This window comes from Mesorhizobium sp. M0052 (genome assembly GCF_040323255.1).
GTDB lineage: Bacteria > Pseudomonadota > Alphaproteobacteria > Rhizobiales > Rhizobiaceae > Mesorhizobium.
Genome location: NZ_JAMYUS010000015.1, coordinates 85,860 through 99,780, shown reverse-complemented (window position 1 = coordinate 99,780; position 13,921 = coordinate 85,860). Strand labels below are relative to the sequence as shown.

General features: G+C 57.1%; 9 protein-coding genes. 2 read left to right on the top strand and 7 right to left on the bottom strand.

From position 1 onward, the window contains the following. Positions 1–2: 2 nt before the first annotated feature. From NKJ77_RS20725 to NKJ77_RS20710, 4 genes are read right to left on the bottom strand one after another with little or no spacing between them, the layout of a single operon-like run. Positions 3–2,993 (bottom strand): site-specific DNA-methyltransferase, encoded by a 2,991-nt coding sequence (locus NKJ77_RS20725; RefSeq protein WP_352535672.1) that lies wholly within the window; start codon positions 2,991–2,993, stop codon positions 3–5. Next, a complete protein-coding gene (locus NKJ77_RS20720; protein ID WP_352535671.1) occupies positions 2,993–4,024 on the bottom strand; it encodes a PGN_0703 family putative restriction endonuclease in 1,032 nt (343 codons plus the stop codon). The genes NKJ77_RS20725 and NKJ77_RS20720 overlap by 1 nt, the downstream gene beginning before the upstream one ends. Before the next feature lie 60 nt (positions 4,025–4,084). After that, the gene (locus NKJ77_RS20715; protein ID WP_352535670.1) at positions 4,085–5,773 is read right to left on the bottom strand and encodes a GmrSD restriction endonuclease domain-containing protein; all 1,689 of its coding nucleotides are present in this window, start codon (positions 5,771–5,773) and stop codon (positions 4,085–4,087) included. Between the two features lie 9 nt (positions 5,774–5,782). Next, positions 5,783–8,845, bottom strand: coding sequence for a BPTD_3080 family restriction endonuclease (locus tag NKJ77_RS20710; protein WP_352535669.1), 3,063 nt, complete (start codon positions 8,843–8,845; stop codon positions 5,783–5,785). 658 nt (positions 8,846–9,503) lie between these two features. On the opposite strand from NKJ77_RS20710, the gene NKJ77_RS20705 reads away from it, so the two are divergent. After that, positions 9,504–9,686 carry a hypothetical protein gene (locus NKJ77_RS20705; protein WP_352535668.1) on the top strand — a complete coding sequence of 61 codons (183 nt, stop codon included), beginning with the start codon at positions 9,504–9,506 and terminating at the stop codon, positions 9,684–9,686. 27 nt (positions 9,687–9,713) lie between these two features. Here the strand turns inward: NKJ77_RS20705 and NKJ77_RS20700 are convergent, their stop codons facing one another. Both NKJ77_RS20700 and NKJ77_RS20695 read right to left on the bottom strand, forming a co-directional pair. After that, positions 9,714–10,223 (bottom strand): hypothetical protein, encoded by a 510-nt coding sequence (locus NKJ77_RS20700; RefSeq protein ID WP_352535667.1) that lies wholly within the window; start codon positions 10,221–10,223, stop codon positions 9,714–9,716. Positions 10,224–10,328: 105 nt separating this feature from the next. Continuing rightward, the gene (locus NKJ77_RS20695) at positions 10,329–10,841 is read right to left on the bottom strand and encodes a hypothetical protein (protein ID WP_352535666.1); all 513 of its coding nucleotides are present in this window, start codon (positions 10,839–10,841) and stop codon (positions 10,329–10,331) included. Between the two features lie 432 nt (positions 10,842–11,273). Between NKJ77_RS20695 and NKJ77_RS20690 the strand changes: the two genes are divergently transcribed. Beyond that, positions 11,274–11,606: a hypothetical protein gene (locus tag NKJ77_RS20690; RefSeq protein ID WP_352535665.1), complete on the top strand. Its 333-nt coding sequence runs from the start codon at positions 11,274–11,276 to the stop codon at positions 11,604–11,606. 75 nt (positions 11,607–11,681) lie between these two features. Here NKJ77_RS20690 and NKJ77_RS20685 read toward each other — a convergent pair whose 3' ends face one another. Continuing rightward, positions 11,682–11,996 (bottom strand): hypothetical protein, encoded by a 315-nt coding sequence (locus NKJ77_RS20685; protein ID WP_352535664.1) that lies wholly within the window; start codon positions 11,994–11,996, stop codon positions 11,682–11,684. Positions 11,997–13,921: the final 1,925 nt, after the last annotated feature.

Genomic DNA, 13,921 nt, shown 5'->3' with positions numbered 1-13,921 from the left:
CCTCACACCCCAAAAACCTTCAGCACTTCGTCCCCAAAATGATTGATTACTTTCACGGCGATGCGTCCCGTTGCAGGGCGAGGAAATGGCCGTGACGTGTCGGAATAGAGGGTTGACCAGGCGTCCTCGTCGATCTCTGCCTTCAGCGCGGTTTTCAGCGACTTGTATGGGTCGTTGGCGCCGAGGAAATAGGCGTGGCGGACGAAGAAGCTCTCTTCGTTGTAGTCGGTATCAATGAACCAGGCTGCAATCCCCTTGACGTCGTCCGAGCGGATCTCGCCGGTTGATGGGTCGAAGATGTCGACACCGTTGACCTTGATCTGCAGCTCGCCACCAGCTGTCTCGATCAAGTCGACATCTGGCTCGCCGAAGACTACGAAGAGATTGCCTTTGCCCGTGTTCTTCAGATTATCAGCCATGTGCAGGTCGGGGTTCATGCGCGCCTTCAGGATAGGCAGCGGGCCGAGCCGATGGAGGTCGCTTGCCTGAGCCTCGAAGTTGAAGGCGCAAGCGATCAGCGCGTCAAACCGGGCGTCAGAGGCTTCGCGCGCGGCGGCGGTGATCTGGCTGCGTGTTAGCGTGCCGAATTCCGGTCCGATCAGGATGCCCGCACGCTTTTCGCGCCCGTCGCCATCGGTGTAGCGGCCCTCCGCTGCCAGCCAGTTGCCCGGCCAGGGTTCGACGGAATTAAACCGAATGGTGTCGCGTTTCTCCTGCTGCTGGACGCCCGCGGAGCGTAGATGGTCAAGCACCATCCGGCCGAAATCGATCTCTGGCACATTGGCCGGCGTCGGCTGCGTGCCACCCTCGTCAGCCTTGATTTGCGCCCCGAGCGTGTCGTCACGCGACGTAACGACACGGTGCGGCGACAGGCTCTCGACCGTGAAGGGTCCAGCGACGCGCACCTTCGACTTGTCCTCATAAGGGCGGTCGTAGAGCATCTCGACATCGGCCGCGCGTGCTATCGAGGCATCCATCTCCTTTTGTCGCGCGATTCGGCCTTCCCACCAGGCCTTGTGAAGTTCGCGCACGCGGGCAGTGATGAGTCCTGCCTTGGTGGCGCCTTCCTTCGTTTCCAGCCAATGGTCGAGGTCGCGCGGTATTTCCCATTCCTCGAAGCCATTCTGTAGCTTCTCGTTCAGCTCGCCGCGGATTAGTCCCAACGGATCCCGCCACCTCTCCCATATCACATCGATCTCGGCATTATTGGCGATGGATTTGAGGGTAATGTGCGGAGCTCGTTCATAGACAAAGCCCTGACGAATGTCCCCTAAGGTGGGCGTCTGAGGCTGGATCTTACCGGAAATCTTCTGCTCCTGCGCCCGGCCGCCCGCGCTGTCGGCAAGGTAATAGTAGGAATAGCGAGCCGACATAAGCCGCGTGCGGGCAAGCGCCAGCGCGACCCGCGACGTGTCGATAGTGATCCAGCGCCTGCCCCACTGTTCGGAGACCGATGCCGTCGTGCCGGAGCCGCAGGTCGGGTCGAGCACGAGATCGCCGGGGTCCGTGGCCATTAGGATGCAGCGCTCGACAACCTTCAACCCCGTTTGCACAACATACACTTTTGATCCGCCATACTGGCTTTGGCCAACCGTGTCTGACCAAATGTTCGTCAGTGGCATTGTCGGATAGTCGTCGAGATACCTGACGTAGCCAATCCCCGTTCCAGACGAGTAGATCCGATTTGCTCGAGCGAGCCGAGCGATACCCTCCCGTGTTGTCGACCAGCCCCGGGCACCAGAAGGGCGGAAGGTGCTGCCTCTAAAGTCGATAGGGAAACCCATTGCAGAACCCTCACCAGCGGCACGGCCTTGTCTCTGTGAGGAGAGATCGCCAATCGCTACTAGCCGGCCATCATTTGGAGACGGCGAGACCCCAGTTTTTTCTTCAAGGGATAAAGGGCGCCAGTCAAATGGCTCTCGTTCCACAAAGCGGTAACCGGTTGTTCCTTCACCGCCCAAATTCTTCTCTTTTAGAAGTGGCCGGAACTTTGTATGTGTTCGTTTCTTGCCATACCATAGGCAGTAGTCAGTAATTCCTGGGACGAAGTCTGCTGTTTGACCAACGGTCTTCGCAAATACGATCTCGATAATCCGGTTCTCCTCCCCGAAAACTTCATCCATTACGGCCCGAACACGATGCGCGTTTTCGTCGCCAATCTGGACGAAAATCGAGCCACTCTCCGACAGAAGCTCGTGTGCGACCATCAGTCGGTCCCGCAGATAACTGAGGTAGGAATGAATGCCGTCCTTCCAGGTGTCGCGAAAGGCTTTCACCTGTTCCGGCTCGCGCGAGACATCCTCCCGTTTCCCATCGATTACGCGACTAGACAGGGTGGAGACCTGCCAGTTCGAATTGAATTTTATTCCATAGGGCGGATCGAAATAGATGCATTGCACCTTACCACGCATCCCCTCGCGCTCGGCAAGGCTGGCCATCACCTGCAGCGAGTCGCCGAGGATGAAACGATTCGTCCAGTGCTGCGCGTGCTGGTAGAACTCGGCACGAGCCTCTGGATCGGCAAGGCCATTGAAATCGGCAAAGAGGTCCGGCGCGTCGGTGTCGGCCTCACGGCGCACATTCGACCGACGCTTGAGATCGTCGACGATTGCCTTGGGGTGCACTTTCTCCTGCACGTAAATAGGTGGCGCATTGACCACAAGGTCGGACCAGTCCTGCCGGTCCTTACCGCGCCAAACAAGCTGTGCGTCCCCAAGCTCGAGCTCGCCAGTCTCGGCAAGCTGTCGCATCTGATCCTTCGTGATACGAATGCGCGCGCCGTTCCAGACTATCTGCGGGTCGAGGTCGGGATCGCGGTCTCGCTCCTCCCCACTCGCGAGCGGCCTAGGCCTTGCGATCGTCATCTGGCGTTCGGCACCGCCTAAGATTTCCGCCTGCTGCTCGAACAGCGAAGCCATCTCGGCCGTCGGCACATTGATGCGCCGCGCAGCGTTGTGGGTGAGGGCGTCGATCTCGTGTGGGGCTTTAGCCATCAGACTGATAATCCGTCGTTCACGAACGCGTAGCGTTCCTTGATGTAGGTCGCCCAAGGATCGCCAACAGGCGCCTGCGCGAGCAGGTTGCCGAACAGCGCTTCCGTGGTGTGGGATACGAAGCGGTCCGGATGAACTAGCAACGAGCGAAAGAACTCGAACGTATCGGTGGCACCGAGTTTCGCAAACTTTGGCGACGTTACAGCGTGAAGCTTCCGATTTCCTGTGGGCGAGATGTGCAGAACGCGAACAATGTCGGCGTCGCCGCTCTTCTCCATCTGATGCGCCAACATCTGCTGGCGCAGAAGCTGGTAGAATGGTTCGTAGAAAAAATCATCTAGCGACAGGTTGGGATCGGCCCTAAGAGGCCCGTTAGGGGCAAGCATCAGGTCCTTGTATCGCGCGCGCCTGGTGACATGGCCGCCGCTTGGTGCAGCCTCTCCACCCCTTATCCGCGAACCGTCCCGCAGCGGCGCACCATAGCTTTCGGTATACTTCCACTCGACAAGAAGGCCCTCGATCCCGCTGACGGTCTTGAAGCGCATGAACGCGTCGGCGCTTGTGCAGTTTGCCCCCCTCTGGAGGGTCCCCTTTCCTCTTACCTCGTTCAGATAGTCTCGGGTGCCTACCCATTCAAAGCCGATATACCAAGGCTCGCCGTCCGGGCCTCGCTCCACCTCCAGCATCTCCGGAGGGTCGATATCAAGCGCGTATCCAACCAAGGCAGAAAGCCTCGTCGGGTCCTCGGCTAAGGGCATGAGAAAGTTTAGGCAGCACGATTGTGATGACAGCATGTGGTTACTGTGCCGATGCCAAGTGATCGCATTGGGTCCATCGCGCCGGAAGTAGCGTTCAGCTTTGTCGGCGATCGCAGGGGCCAAGTTCGCAGCACGTTCGGCAAAGCGATACGGCACCCCCTTAAACGTGGTTCTGGCAGGCGCTGTTGTGTCGAAATATGAAAGTTGCCGCTTCAGTTCTGCGGTGGGAAAGCGCGGTCGTTCGTTTCGGCGAGAATCTGGCGCTTTGGCCATTGGGCTTCTTTCTACAGTTCTGGCTCGGCACACTGGGGCCTTCATGGGAGCTTGCGCTCCCTATTCCGAGTTGAATGCATGTTCGGCCGTCACCTCGGAAGCAACAGGTTCTGGAATTTTAAGATCGCCGCGTAACGTTCCTAAGAAGTCATTGCCCTCCTTGGCGAGCCGCTCAGCTCGTAATTTGAGCCACTCCGGAAACTGGCCCATGTCAGTCGTAGCGAGCGAGGGCGCGATGAACTGCTGTGCGAGCTTGGTCTCACCGATAACGTATTTGGCCACGTAGTTCATTGGATCTTGCTTTGAAATGCGAATATTCGCCTTCGGTCCAATCAGCGCGATGTTAGCCAGCGCGTTAACCAACGCCTCCGGTTGGCTGTCTCCTACGAATGCCTTGGGGAATATATGGTGGAATTGTGGGGTGAAGCCTGAAACTAGCTCGTCTGCCTCGAATCCTATCCTCATGTGTGGCTTGTCCCAATCGACCGCGCCGGCCTTGTAAATCAGTAGATAGAGCAGCAATCGGCCGAAGCGGGTATCTGAGTAATCGCGCATGAAGTCGTCAGAACTCAGCATAGGGAGATAGCGAATTCTTGCTAGCAGGCGCTCCAGCGCGTTTTTCAGATCCGAGGACTCAGCTATTTCCTTAAGATCCTCCTCCATTGAGCTCGTCGAGGACGTCGAGTAACGGCCGAAGCGAGACGCCTGCAAGAACCAATAGAAAATCTGGTCGAAAGCTCCATCGGGGTATCTATCCAAAAGTGCAGTTAGCGGCACCAATGCGTTGTCCGAAGGAAGAAGCGCGTTACCCGTAATGCCGTGCTCACGGAGATGTTTGGCTGCCAGCGCCCAGGCTTTCTTGGTGCGTTCCCATGTGGGCATGATATGCGCGGCGTTCCAAAAATCGGCGTCAATGTCCATGTATCGAATCCGCTTCTTTCCGATACCTGTGAGAGTGCGAAAGACCAGATTCGGTGTAACGTCGAAGCCAGCGACGCTGAGACTCTCAATGTAGGGAAGGTAGTGTTCGCGAACCCAACCGGGAGTCCGTGCCGCGACAACGCCGAGATAGATATCCGCCTCAGTGACGCGAGTGCCACGGCTATTCAAACGCGCGAATATCTCAACCACGTCCTCAAGGTCGTTGTCGACGGTGATCAGAACCACTTCCTTGTCCCGGATTTTCCGCAGACGGTCCAACCGGGTATAGACCTCGGTTACGTCCATGCCGTCGCAGAGACCGTCTAGTTTCACATTCTTGGCAATTTCCAAAAGTGCCTTCTGATCAGCCTCAGTCTCAAGATCGAGGTTCAGAATTTCTCGAACGGGAATGTATCGTTTTGTAGCAACCTTTCTGGTCGCCGCGTTCGCGACCACGAAGAAAGGTGGGAGCTTGGCGTGGACATCGAACCTGATGTCGTATTTGTTGACCAGATCGTTCCACGGCTTTCCTGCGTTCCACCAATACGGCTTGCGCCCGCTGAGGATGCACAGCGCGGTCGTTCGTTGCTGCCCGTCGACGACCCACTGCTTCGGGGCTTGGCCGTCCGTCGCGCCTTGCGTCTCTGCGCCTAAGCTGCTGTCCCAGATGAGCAGTGTGCCGACTGGATAGTTCAGCCATAAAGACTCTGCCAGATCACGGACCTGGGTGGTCTTCCAGACGAACCCTCGCTGGAACTCCGGGATGCTCCACTCATGTCCAACAGAGCGCTTAACTATGTCTTTGACCTTTACGGATTGGTATCCCATTGCCGCCCTTCAATGCGTCTGTAGTAGTGAGTCACCGGCGACAGGTCGGCGCGTGTTGACCAACGTCGTCACGAGATTTGCCCATTCTTCCTCGAACGCAAAAGCATCGCGGAACTCCGCAAATGCCCACCGGCCAAAGTTCCTGAGGTTGTTTACGCCCGGAACCCAAAAAGCGCGCATCGTCTCGGCCTTTACCTGAGCGTTCAAATCCTTGAAGCCCTTGATCTCAATCACGAGTTGGAGCGGATCGTCCGCTCCGTTCCCGTCATCCAGGAGCACGATGAAGTCCGGCAAATATTTGCGATTGGTCGAACCGTCGCGGTAGGGCACTTCGAAACCGAGGACCTGGTTCTTCACGTAAGCCAACGTCGATGGGTGGGCCTCAACGACACGGGCGAACTCACCTTCCCAGTCGGAGTCGCAAACCACGTAGTTGACATGGGACTTATCCGCCGCGGTCGTCCAAAGATTTGTCTTCGTGGTGATAAACGAAACGTGGCTCGTGTTGCCATACGGATTATAGGGGTCGAGCATGGCCTTCACGACGGGCTCGCCGCCGGCTCCGGCTTCGTGGACGATTGCTTTGTAGATCAATCCCGCGGCGATATCTGCGAGCTCGGCGTAGGTGAGCATGCCGGCTTTGGTCCCGCCTTTCATCACCAGATAGTCCCTGATCCACCGGCGCGTAATAGGCTGTATCTGATTGTAGAGATGGTAAGGCGGCGGCTGGTCAGGGTCACGGAAATAGCGTTCGACAAGCTTCTTCGTGAGGTGCACCGCAACGGTGTTCGGCCTCATATCATCAAGCGCATCCGGAGAGATGTCATGGCCTTCTCCGACAAGGCCCTCAAGCCGGGCGGTGCAGGGGCCGACGAGCTCGGGCGTGAGCTCAAGCTTCGAATCCCCGGTGAATGTTGCGCTGATGCGATCATCCGGCAGATCGATTCGGTAACCAGCGACGCGAGGGAAGCGGATCGAGAGGCGCTCTCGCTCCCGAACCGCGAAGACGCGCGTAACCGGCTTTGGCGGCTTTCTCACCACGTCCTGCGGCTCGGTGGCGAAATCGAAGGGGATGCCGAGAATGTCGGCATATTCGGTGTCGAACAGCCCGGTCTCCGGATTGATCTCATAACTCTGTCGCCGCAGACCACGGCCAATCACCTGCTCACACAAAAGCTGGGTGCCGAAAGCGCGCACGCCGAGGATATGGGTAACGGTATTGGCATCCCACCCTTCAGTCAGCATCGAGACGGAGACCACGCACCGTATGCGTTCGCCGAGCCGGCCCTTTCGCCCAACGGTGTTCATCACCTCACGCAGCAAGTCCGCGTCGGAGATGTTTGACGCCTCGGCAGCTCCTTCTCGAGCAGCTTTTTCCTGCCGGAACAACTCGATTTCGGCAGCCGCGATCTTGCGGAAATTCTCGTCGAGCGCCTCGCCGGAATCGACCTGCTGACTGTCGATCAGCAGCGTATTCATGCGCGGGAGCTGATTGCCATATTGGTCGAAATTGCTGAAGAGCTTCAGATGGCCGCGATGGATGTTCTGGCGCTGGCTCTCGACATCCCGATCCCATCCAGAAATCCATTCGTAGACGAGATTGGAACTCGCCGTGTTGTTGCAAACGACGATGAAGACTGGCGGCACGCCAATGGCCGCCCGCTCCCAGGTCTCATATTCTTTCTCGTAGTGGCTGTAGAGAGCGTAGAGCGCCGTCTGCAGCTTGGCAGGCAGTTGCAGCGGATCGAGTTCTCCCGCCTTTCCCTTGCCCTTCTTCGGCATGTCCTTGCCGATGTAATCCCACAGGTTGCGGAAAACGGGTGTCTCGGCATTTACGGCGTTGTCGGAAACGGGAACGCGAGGCAACTTGACGATACCGCATTCGATGGCGTCAACGAGCGAGAAGTCCGACACGACCCAGGGGAACAGTGTCCCCTCCTCGTAGCCGGAACCACGCAGGAAGAAAGGCGTCGCCGAAAGGTCATAGACGGCGCGAACCCCGACCTTTCGCTTCAGAGCTTCGATCCCGGATATCCAGAGCCGAGCCGCCTGGTTATTCTTTTCTGCCTCTTCCCTCTCCTCACCCTTGAGCGCCAGTTCCTCTTCAGTCGGAGGGCGTTCGCGGTAGCAGTGGTGCGCTTCGTCGTTGATCACGACTACGCTCTTCAACGAAAGCAACTCGCCGCATGCGCGCTGCAGCATCTCGCCTTCAGTCTCCTTCGTGACGAGTTCCTCGTTGCGCCAGCCTGACAACACCGCTCGCCCGGTCTTGTTGGTGTCCAGCTTCTCGCGCCGTTGGAAGGCGTGATAGTTGGTGATGACGATCTTGGCCTTGCCGAGATCAATCATCAGCTCAGGCGGAACGAGCTCCCGGGTCTGGTAATAGTTCTCGCCGTCGGCTGGATTGAGGACGCGCAAACGGTCCTTGATGGTGATGCCTGGGGCAATCAGCAGGAACCCCTTCGAGAACAGCGACGAGTTCGGCTGTCGTGAAGCGTTGATCACCTGCCAGGCAATCAACATCGCCATCACGGTCGTCTTGCCGGCGCCGGTGGCAAGCTTCAACGAGAGCCGAAATAGCTCAGGGTTCGCGCCTGCGTTCGCTTCCTCAAGGTGGCGGAAGATGTGCGCATATTGGCGACGGCCGCGCGCGACTTCTGTGAGCCAGATCGCCGCCTCGACAGCCTCCACCTGGCAGAAGAATGGTTTCGCCCCCTCAAAATCGTGATGGCGCCAATGCTGCAACAGGCGTTGGGTCGTCGGGGTCACACCCCAGTCGTTCGGGTTCGGCAGCGAGCGCCAAACTTCCAGATGTCCGCGGATCTCGTTGATGATCGGGGTGGGGTTGTAAGCCTGGCCATCGGCTGCGCGATCAAAGCCGAAATCCTGCTGTTCCCGATCGCCTTTCTTGACTTTTCTAGCTCTGGGAACCGGCGTGACGTATTTCGACCTCCGGCGCCCCTCGATCGGCGGGTGTTCGAGCGGCTGTCCATCCTCACTCAACGCATGATGACGCGTCGGCGCCAGATACGGCGAATTGAGAATCGGATTCTGGTAGAACGGTTTCGTCATGGCCCCCCGCCGAACGATTGCTCGCGGCGGCGACATTGAACCGGAAATGGTCCGCGGATCAACCCAGTAGAGGCCGCAAACTATGTTTCACACAATTCTAAGGCGCTGTTAACCTCTCAAGAAAAAGACCGAATCCATTTCTTATTGATTCATCGCACGGCTATCGATTCCGCAGTCGACCCATGGACACCCACCCGATATCGGCGTCGACTAAAGCTCGATAGAGATGGCGTTCGATCGAAGGGGCTTCTCGAGGCATCATCGGATTTAAGTGCTGATAAACCCACCGCAACAGGCGAACGCCGTATTGCTGCACGTCTGCGTTGGCCAATTCGCCGGCTCGGTGATTTTGAAGCCGTAGTCGCGGCGGGTAATGCGATTTACCAACATAGAGGCCAAACGGATCTTCGAAATGGGGGAAGTCCAACAGCACCACATAAACATAATTCACATACGAGATCTCACCTCGACCCAAATTCGTCCACTGCCCGACCTCATATCGAGTCCTCGATTTGATTTTCCGCGCGGCCTCGTAGGCGATCTAATGCGTCTCTCTGTTGAAACAGTTCCTGGTGGCATGATGATGAGTATCCGATGAGCGCAGTGATCCTATCGCTTTCGTGGTTTTCTCCCAGCCCAAACAACGAGGTCAACCGCCATGGCCACAGCACAAGTTGCCAGCGAGGCTGCCCTGCATCGTCTACGAAAGGTGGCAAATGCTATCCTACACCTTGATCATGAACGCGATGACGGCCTGGCCAACTTGGATTCGATGCGGCTGGAGAAGGAGATCATATCGCTTCTCTTCGTGCTGCGGGCGCTCATCGAGGGCGCCAAATAGAGGGCAACGCAACGGATTGCCCGTCGCTTAGTCGTTGCTCTCGCTATTGCCGCAATATTTCAATGTCGCCTCTAATATGAGCTTTTTCATTTCCGGATTCAGGCCTATGGCGCGGTCCGAGGCAATCCGAGGTTCTACAGGCCGGCTTGGGTCGTTTTTGAATAGCGCGATCGGCTCGCAAGCCGAGTAGCGATCACTATCCTCGCTGGCGCTAACGACTCGGTCAGATGCCATCTCTTCGAAATGCTTTCTTATGAAGGCGATGTGTCGGGCCGCAGTGACCAAATCTTCCTCTGCGATCGCAAGAAGGAGCGACGGGTCTTCGTCCTCGCGAGCACGATCGTGCAGAGATTCGAAAAAATCCGAAAGGTCGCCAAATATTTCGACGCCGGCGTCGAAAATCTCAACGTTGGAAACGTGTGACTTCGCTACCCCGAAACGATCAGAAATAACTATCCCCTCTCTTAGGAATTCTGCGAACAGTTGCTTCCTAGAAATTGTTTTCGACCTTCTGAAAGGAATAACATTGCTGCTCATCGCACTATCTCCTTGTTAACGGCCGTCTCCGGAAATTCGATCTGCGGCGTAGCGGCGGTGGGACCCTCGGTCATGCCGCCTGTGCTCTGTCGGTCCGACATTCTCCTAGCCTCCTTTCACCTTCCATCCTGGCAGCGTCCAGCGAACCTGCTTGTCGAGCCGGTCAAGGATTTTCTTTATCCGGAACATGTCGGTGTCAGCCTTCGACCTGATGAACAGGTCATGAGGGCCGACCTGCTCGAGTTCGAGCAGCGTGTCATTCAACTCCTTACGCTTGTAGCGATTGATGATGCCGGCCAAGGTCGTGGCAGCCTCCAATAGGCACTCGACAGTCAGCTCCGCGCGGCCGACCGAGTCGGTCAGGTGCGTTGGCAGTTCCAGGCCGTCCAAGTCAGACGGAAAATCCGGGCCTCGGTCATCGCCGAATTCTGGCGGTTCGATGCCGGCCATGCGCAGGGCAATCTCGGCATCCACCCAGTTCGAATCGAAATGCAAGAAGGCAAAGAAGGGCTGCCTCAGAAAGGGCCTCGTCATTTCTGCAGCATCACTCTTGGCTCTGGCTGCTGCCTTTCGACGCTCGTAATGCCGTCGCTGCCGTTCGGCGTTTGATAGTGCCATTTTCGTCGCCCCTGATTTCACAGCGTTAGTATCAAAACCTAACGCTCGTGTCAACCAGATTCTAACGGAGCCTGGTCAAGTCCATGAACGCCGCAACAACTTCATCACGATATGTCCAGCCCTACCCTGTCGTATCAAATAGGCGGCCGCCAACGCGATCGATCAGGGGATGCTGACATAGGTTCGTGCCTCGCGCGTTCACTTTTAACAAAGCGCGTCATTCGGTCGGCCGATGAAACGAGTCCGAGATTCCAAAGCGCCAGCCGCAAAGCTGTGTGAGCATCGAAAGAGCGTGCTACAGGCGCCTACACCATTTTCCCGCGTGCCCACTCTGTTCCCTTATCTCGCGCATTTCAGAAAATCGATGAGACGCTTGCAACCCGCAGTCGGCGATGGCACTTGATTCACAATTCACCTTGGGGAGGGGAAACCATGAGCCGTCTACTCGTATCCATACTTGGTTTGATCAATGGCGTCATAGCGCTCGGTCTGATCCTGGCCGGCATAGCGCTGGGTCAGGTCTACATGCCCAACCAAGCAAACGCCGTGATCTTCGGCGCCGTGGCGGGTCTAGCTGTCGCTGCGATCTTCTGTGGCGGCCTGGCCGCTCTGCTGCTGATCGAGAGCCATTTGCGTGTTCTGGCCGACGAGATGCGCGAACGGCTGCGCGTCGAGGCCTGGAGAGCCAAGCAAGCCAAGATCGCTGCGAAGGCAGAAGCCAAGGCGGCAGCAAAGGCGGCAAAGACAGCTGCCGCTGCCAGCTGACCCATCAGGATATGCGGATCCTGTCCTCCTCGGTCTGGCAGCGCGCTTCAAGCGCTGCCAGGTCGTTCGAGGTAGTCATCGGGAGCCATCATCTGTTTTGTCCGCCGGACGGTCACAGGCAATGATGTCGGCGGTCTCCGCGCCGGTGAGTGAGGCGGAAATCTCGCTTGCCAGATGCCCAATGCCGTTGACGGCTGCCGGGGGTGTCAGAGGTCTCTTGTCAGCCCGATCCTCTTCCATCGCGTCCGGCCATATACCCGCGTGTGCGAGCGCCTGGGCAATCTCCTGACACCTCGTCAATTCAGGGTCGTTCGGGTCGGGAGCCTGCGGGTAGGCCAAGTCTTCAAGCAACCGGTGCCATACGTCGGTATCGATATAGTGATCAGTCATCTCATTTCTCCGAGTTTCGACTACGATTCAGACATGAATCTTCCAGCACCGTTCGCAAAGCCAGAAAATTTCACAAAAACAGCATGTTAAGGTCACCAGCGACTTACATGCAGCTCTATAAAAAAGCCCGGCGCGTCGATGACGGCCGGGCTATACACAAAGGGAGGGACACACCACCCGGATAAGCACCGGAAGATGATGATGTGTGTTATAGCAATCGGGTCGCCGGCTATCACAGGGTGCGACAGCCTGCCGCACCCCCTCGCCGATAGTTAGAGGGTCGAGGACGTTGAGAGGCAGGTCGGTGATCGTCACCAGGTCGACACGCGACACCAACCTTCGCTCGCCCGCGCTCGGCGCGGTCTTTTTGATTGTCCGTCTTTGTTGTCCTGGTCGGTTTGTCGAACAAGACACAGACACATGCGGAATAGAGCTATCCCCCCCTGTCAGAAAGCTGAATAAGAACGAAGAGCCGAAGCCCTCCGCCGCTCTCTGACAAGAGGGAACTCTTAGAACCATGCGTCTAAAGAGAGTTGGAGCTACTAGGCGTTTATCAGACGCCGGATGGCGGTTAGCTGGACCATCCGTAAAGCCGTATCCCGGTTCCTCTCGGAACCCTAACGGTCGGCACCTAGCGGTGCCTCACTTCCGGCGAGCACGAAACTCAACAGGCCGGAAGTATCAGGGCGTCCCTACCCCATCCTGTGGGGCTTTCGACGGAGCCTGAATCTTTTAAGGCGAAATTCGTCTCGAAATGAGAACTGGATTCAACCGGGTCAAGGTATCTCCGCGAAGGCCGATGACCGATATACCATTTGTGGCTTTGGACACTCTGAGGATGGTCTTGTATTCCATCGCCCATTTGAAAAGACGCGGTCGCATGTGCGACCCCAAGCTATGTAACCCACCCGGTGATAGCCGGGCGGGTCTCTCTTCTGTGGGATGACACCAGTATAGCAGAATCTTGCCGGGGTGAATGAAAAAAGTTCTGTTTTTGTTTCCCTCTTGATGTTAAATCCGATCAGACATTCTCCCAGTCCTCGTCCTGACATAGGTGACCTGGCCGAATTCTTGCGCTCCCAGCGCGTTGCGCCAGATCAGACACAGCGCTGCCCAACCGAGTCACAGGGACGTTCGTGCAGGATGGGCATGCCGGGTTTTTGGGGGCGGAGTTTTCAAAGCCAGATCGTGGAAACCTAGAACCACGACCGACTTGTCGCGGTATCCGCGTCCCCACCATCTCTTCGGCGGTTGCGACCAAGACCATCTCAAATAGCTCAATTTGGCTTGCCCCGACCTTCTGGATTTGCCAGCCTTTGACACGGCGACGCGTCGCTGAGCCAGTCTTGAGGGAGGTATCCGTCTCACGGCCAAATACATATTCGCCCTTGGGGTGTCCGGGTTTCTGACAAAGCCAGGTCGCTTGGTGTGCCTGTTTACAGGGAGCTTGGTGAGCTTGTTCCGATAGTTGTTCGCTGCTCTGTCGTCGTGCGGGTGTGATGGCCGCGTCTGGTGAGCTTGCCTGTCTGTTTTAGGGTGTGTCGCTGATGTTTCCCTGGTGCTGATTTTTGATCGGGCTGTTGGAGAAGGAACGTTTGGGAACCTTCGCGGAAACATACTAGCTTTGGTTGAAAGCTGACTTTACGGAATATGTTTCCCTCGGCGTAAACATCTGGCAAGCCTATGTTGACATGGACTTGACCCTTCGTTGCGGAAATTGGAGGCAAATGCCCGCGTGGGAATGGCGCTGCCAGACACGCCCCACTAGGATGGGTGGTTCCGGAATTTTCCGATCTGGTGGCGCCAAAAGGCATCCGGATGAATGGACCGCGGTGCCCCTAGGACTTCGCGCGGCTGGAATCGTTCTTTGACTAATGTCGATTGGTTCCTAAGGCGCTAGACGCATCACTCTTCACGGTCGGCCA

Excerpts from the sequence above, each read along its gene's own strand:
- NKJ77_RS20725 (WP_352535672.1), bottom strand. The coding sequence starts at position 2,993 with ATGGCTAAAGCCCCACACGAGATCGACGCCCTCACCCACAACGCTGCG.
- NKJ77_RS20700 (WP_352535667.1), bottom strand. The coding sequence starts at position 10,223 with ATGAGCAGCAATGTTATTCCTTTCAGAAGGTCGAAAACAATTTCTAGG.
- NKJ77_RS20695 (WP_352535666.1), bottom strand. The coding sequence starts at position 10,841 with ATGGCACTATCAAACGCCGAACGGCAGCGACGGCATTACGAGCGTCGA.
- NKJ77_RS20720 (WP_352535671.1), bottom strand. The coding sequence starts at position 4,024 with ATGGCCAAAGCGCCAGATTCTCGCCGAAACGAACGACCGCGCTTTCCC.
- NKJ77_RS20710 (WP_352535669.1), bottom strand. The coding sequence starts at position 8,845 with ATGACGAAACCGTTCTACCAGAATCCGATTCTCAATTCGCCGTATCTG.
- NKJ77_RS20715 (WP_352535670.1), bottom strand. The coding sequence starts at position 5,773 with ATGGGATACCAATCCGTAAAGGTCAAAGACATAGTTAAGCGCTCTGTT.
- NKJ77_RS20690 (WP_352535665.1), top strand. The coding sequence starts at position 11,274 with ATGAGCCGTCTACTCGTATCCATACTTGGTTTGATCAATGGCGTCATA.
- NKJ77_RS20705 (WP_352535668.1), top strand. The coding sequence starts at position 9,504 with ATGGCCACAGCACAAGTTGCCAGCGAGGCTGCCCTGCATCGTCTACGA.
- NKJ77_RS20685 (WP_352535664.1), bottom strand. The coding sequence starts at position 11,996 with ATGACTGATCACTATATCGATACCGACGTATGGCACCGGTTGCTTGAA.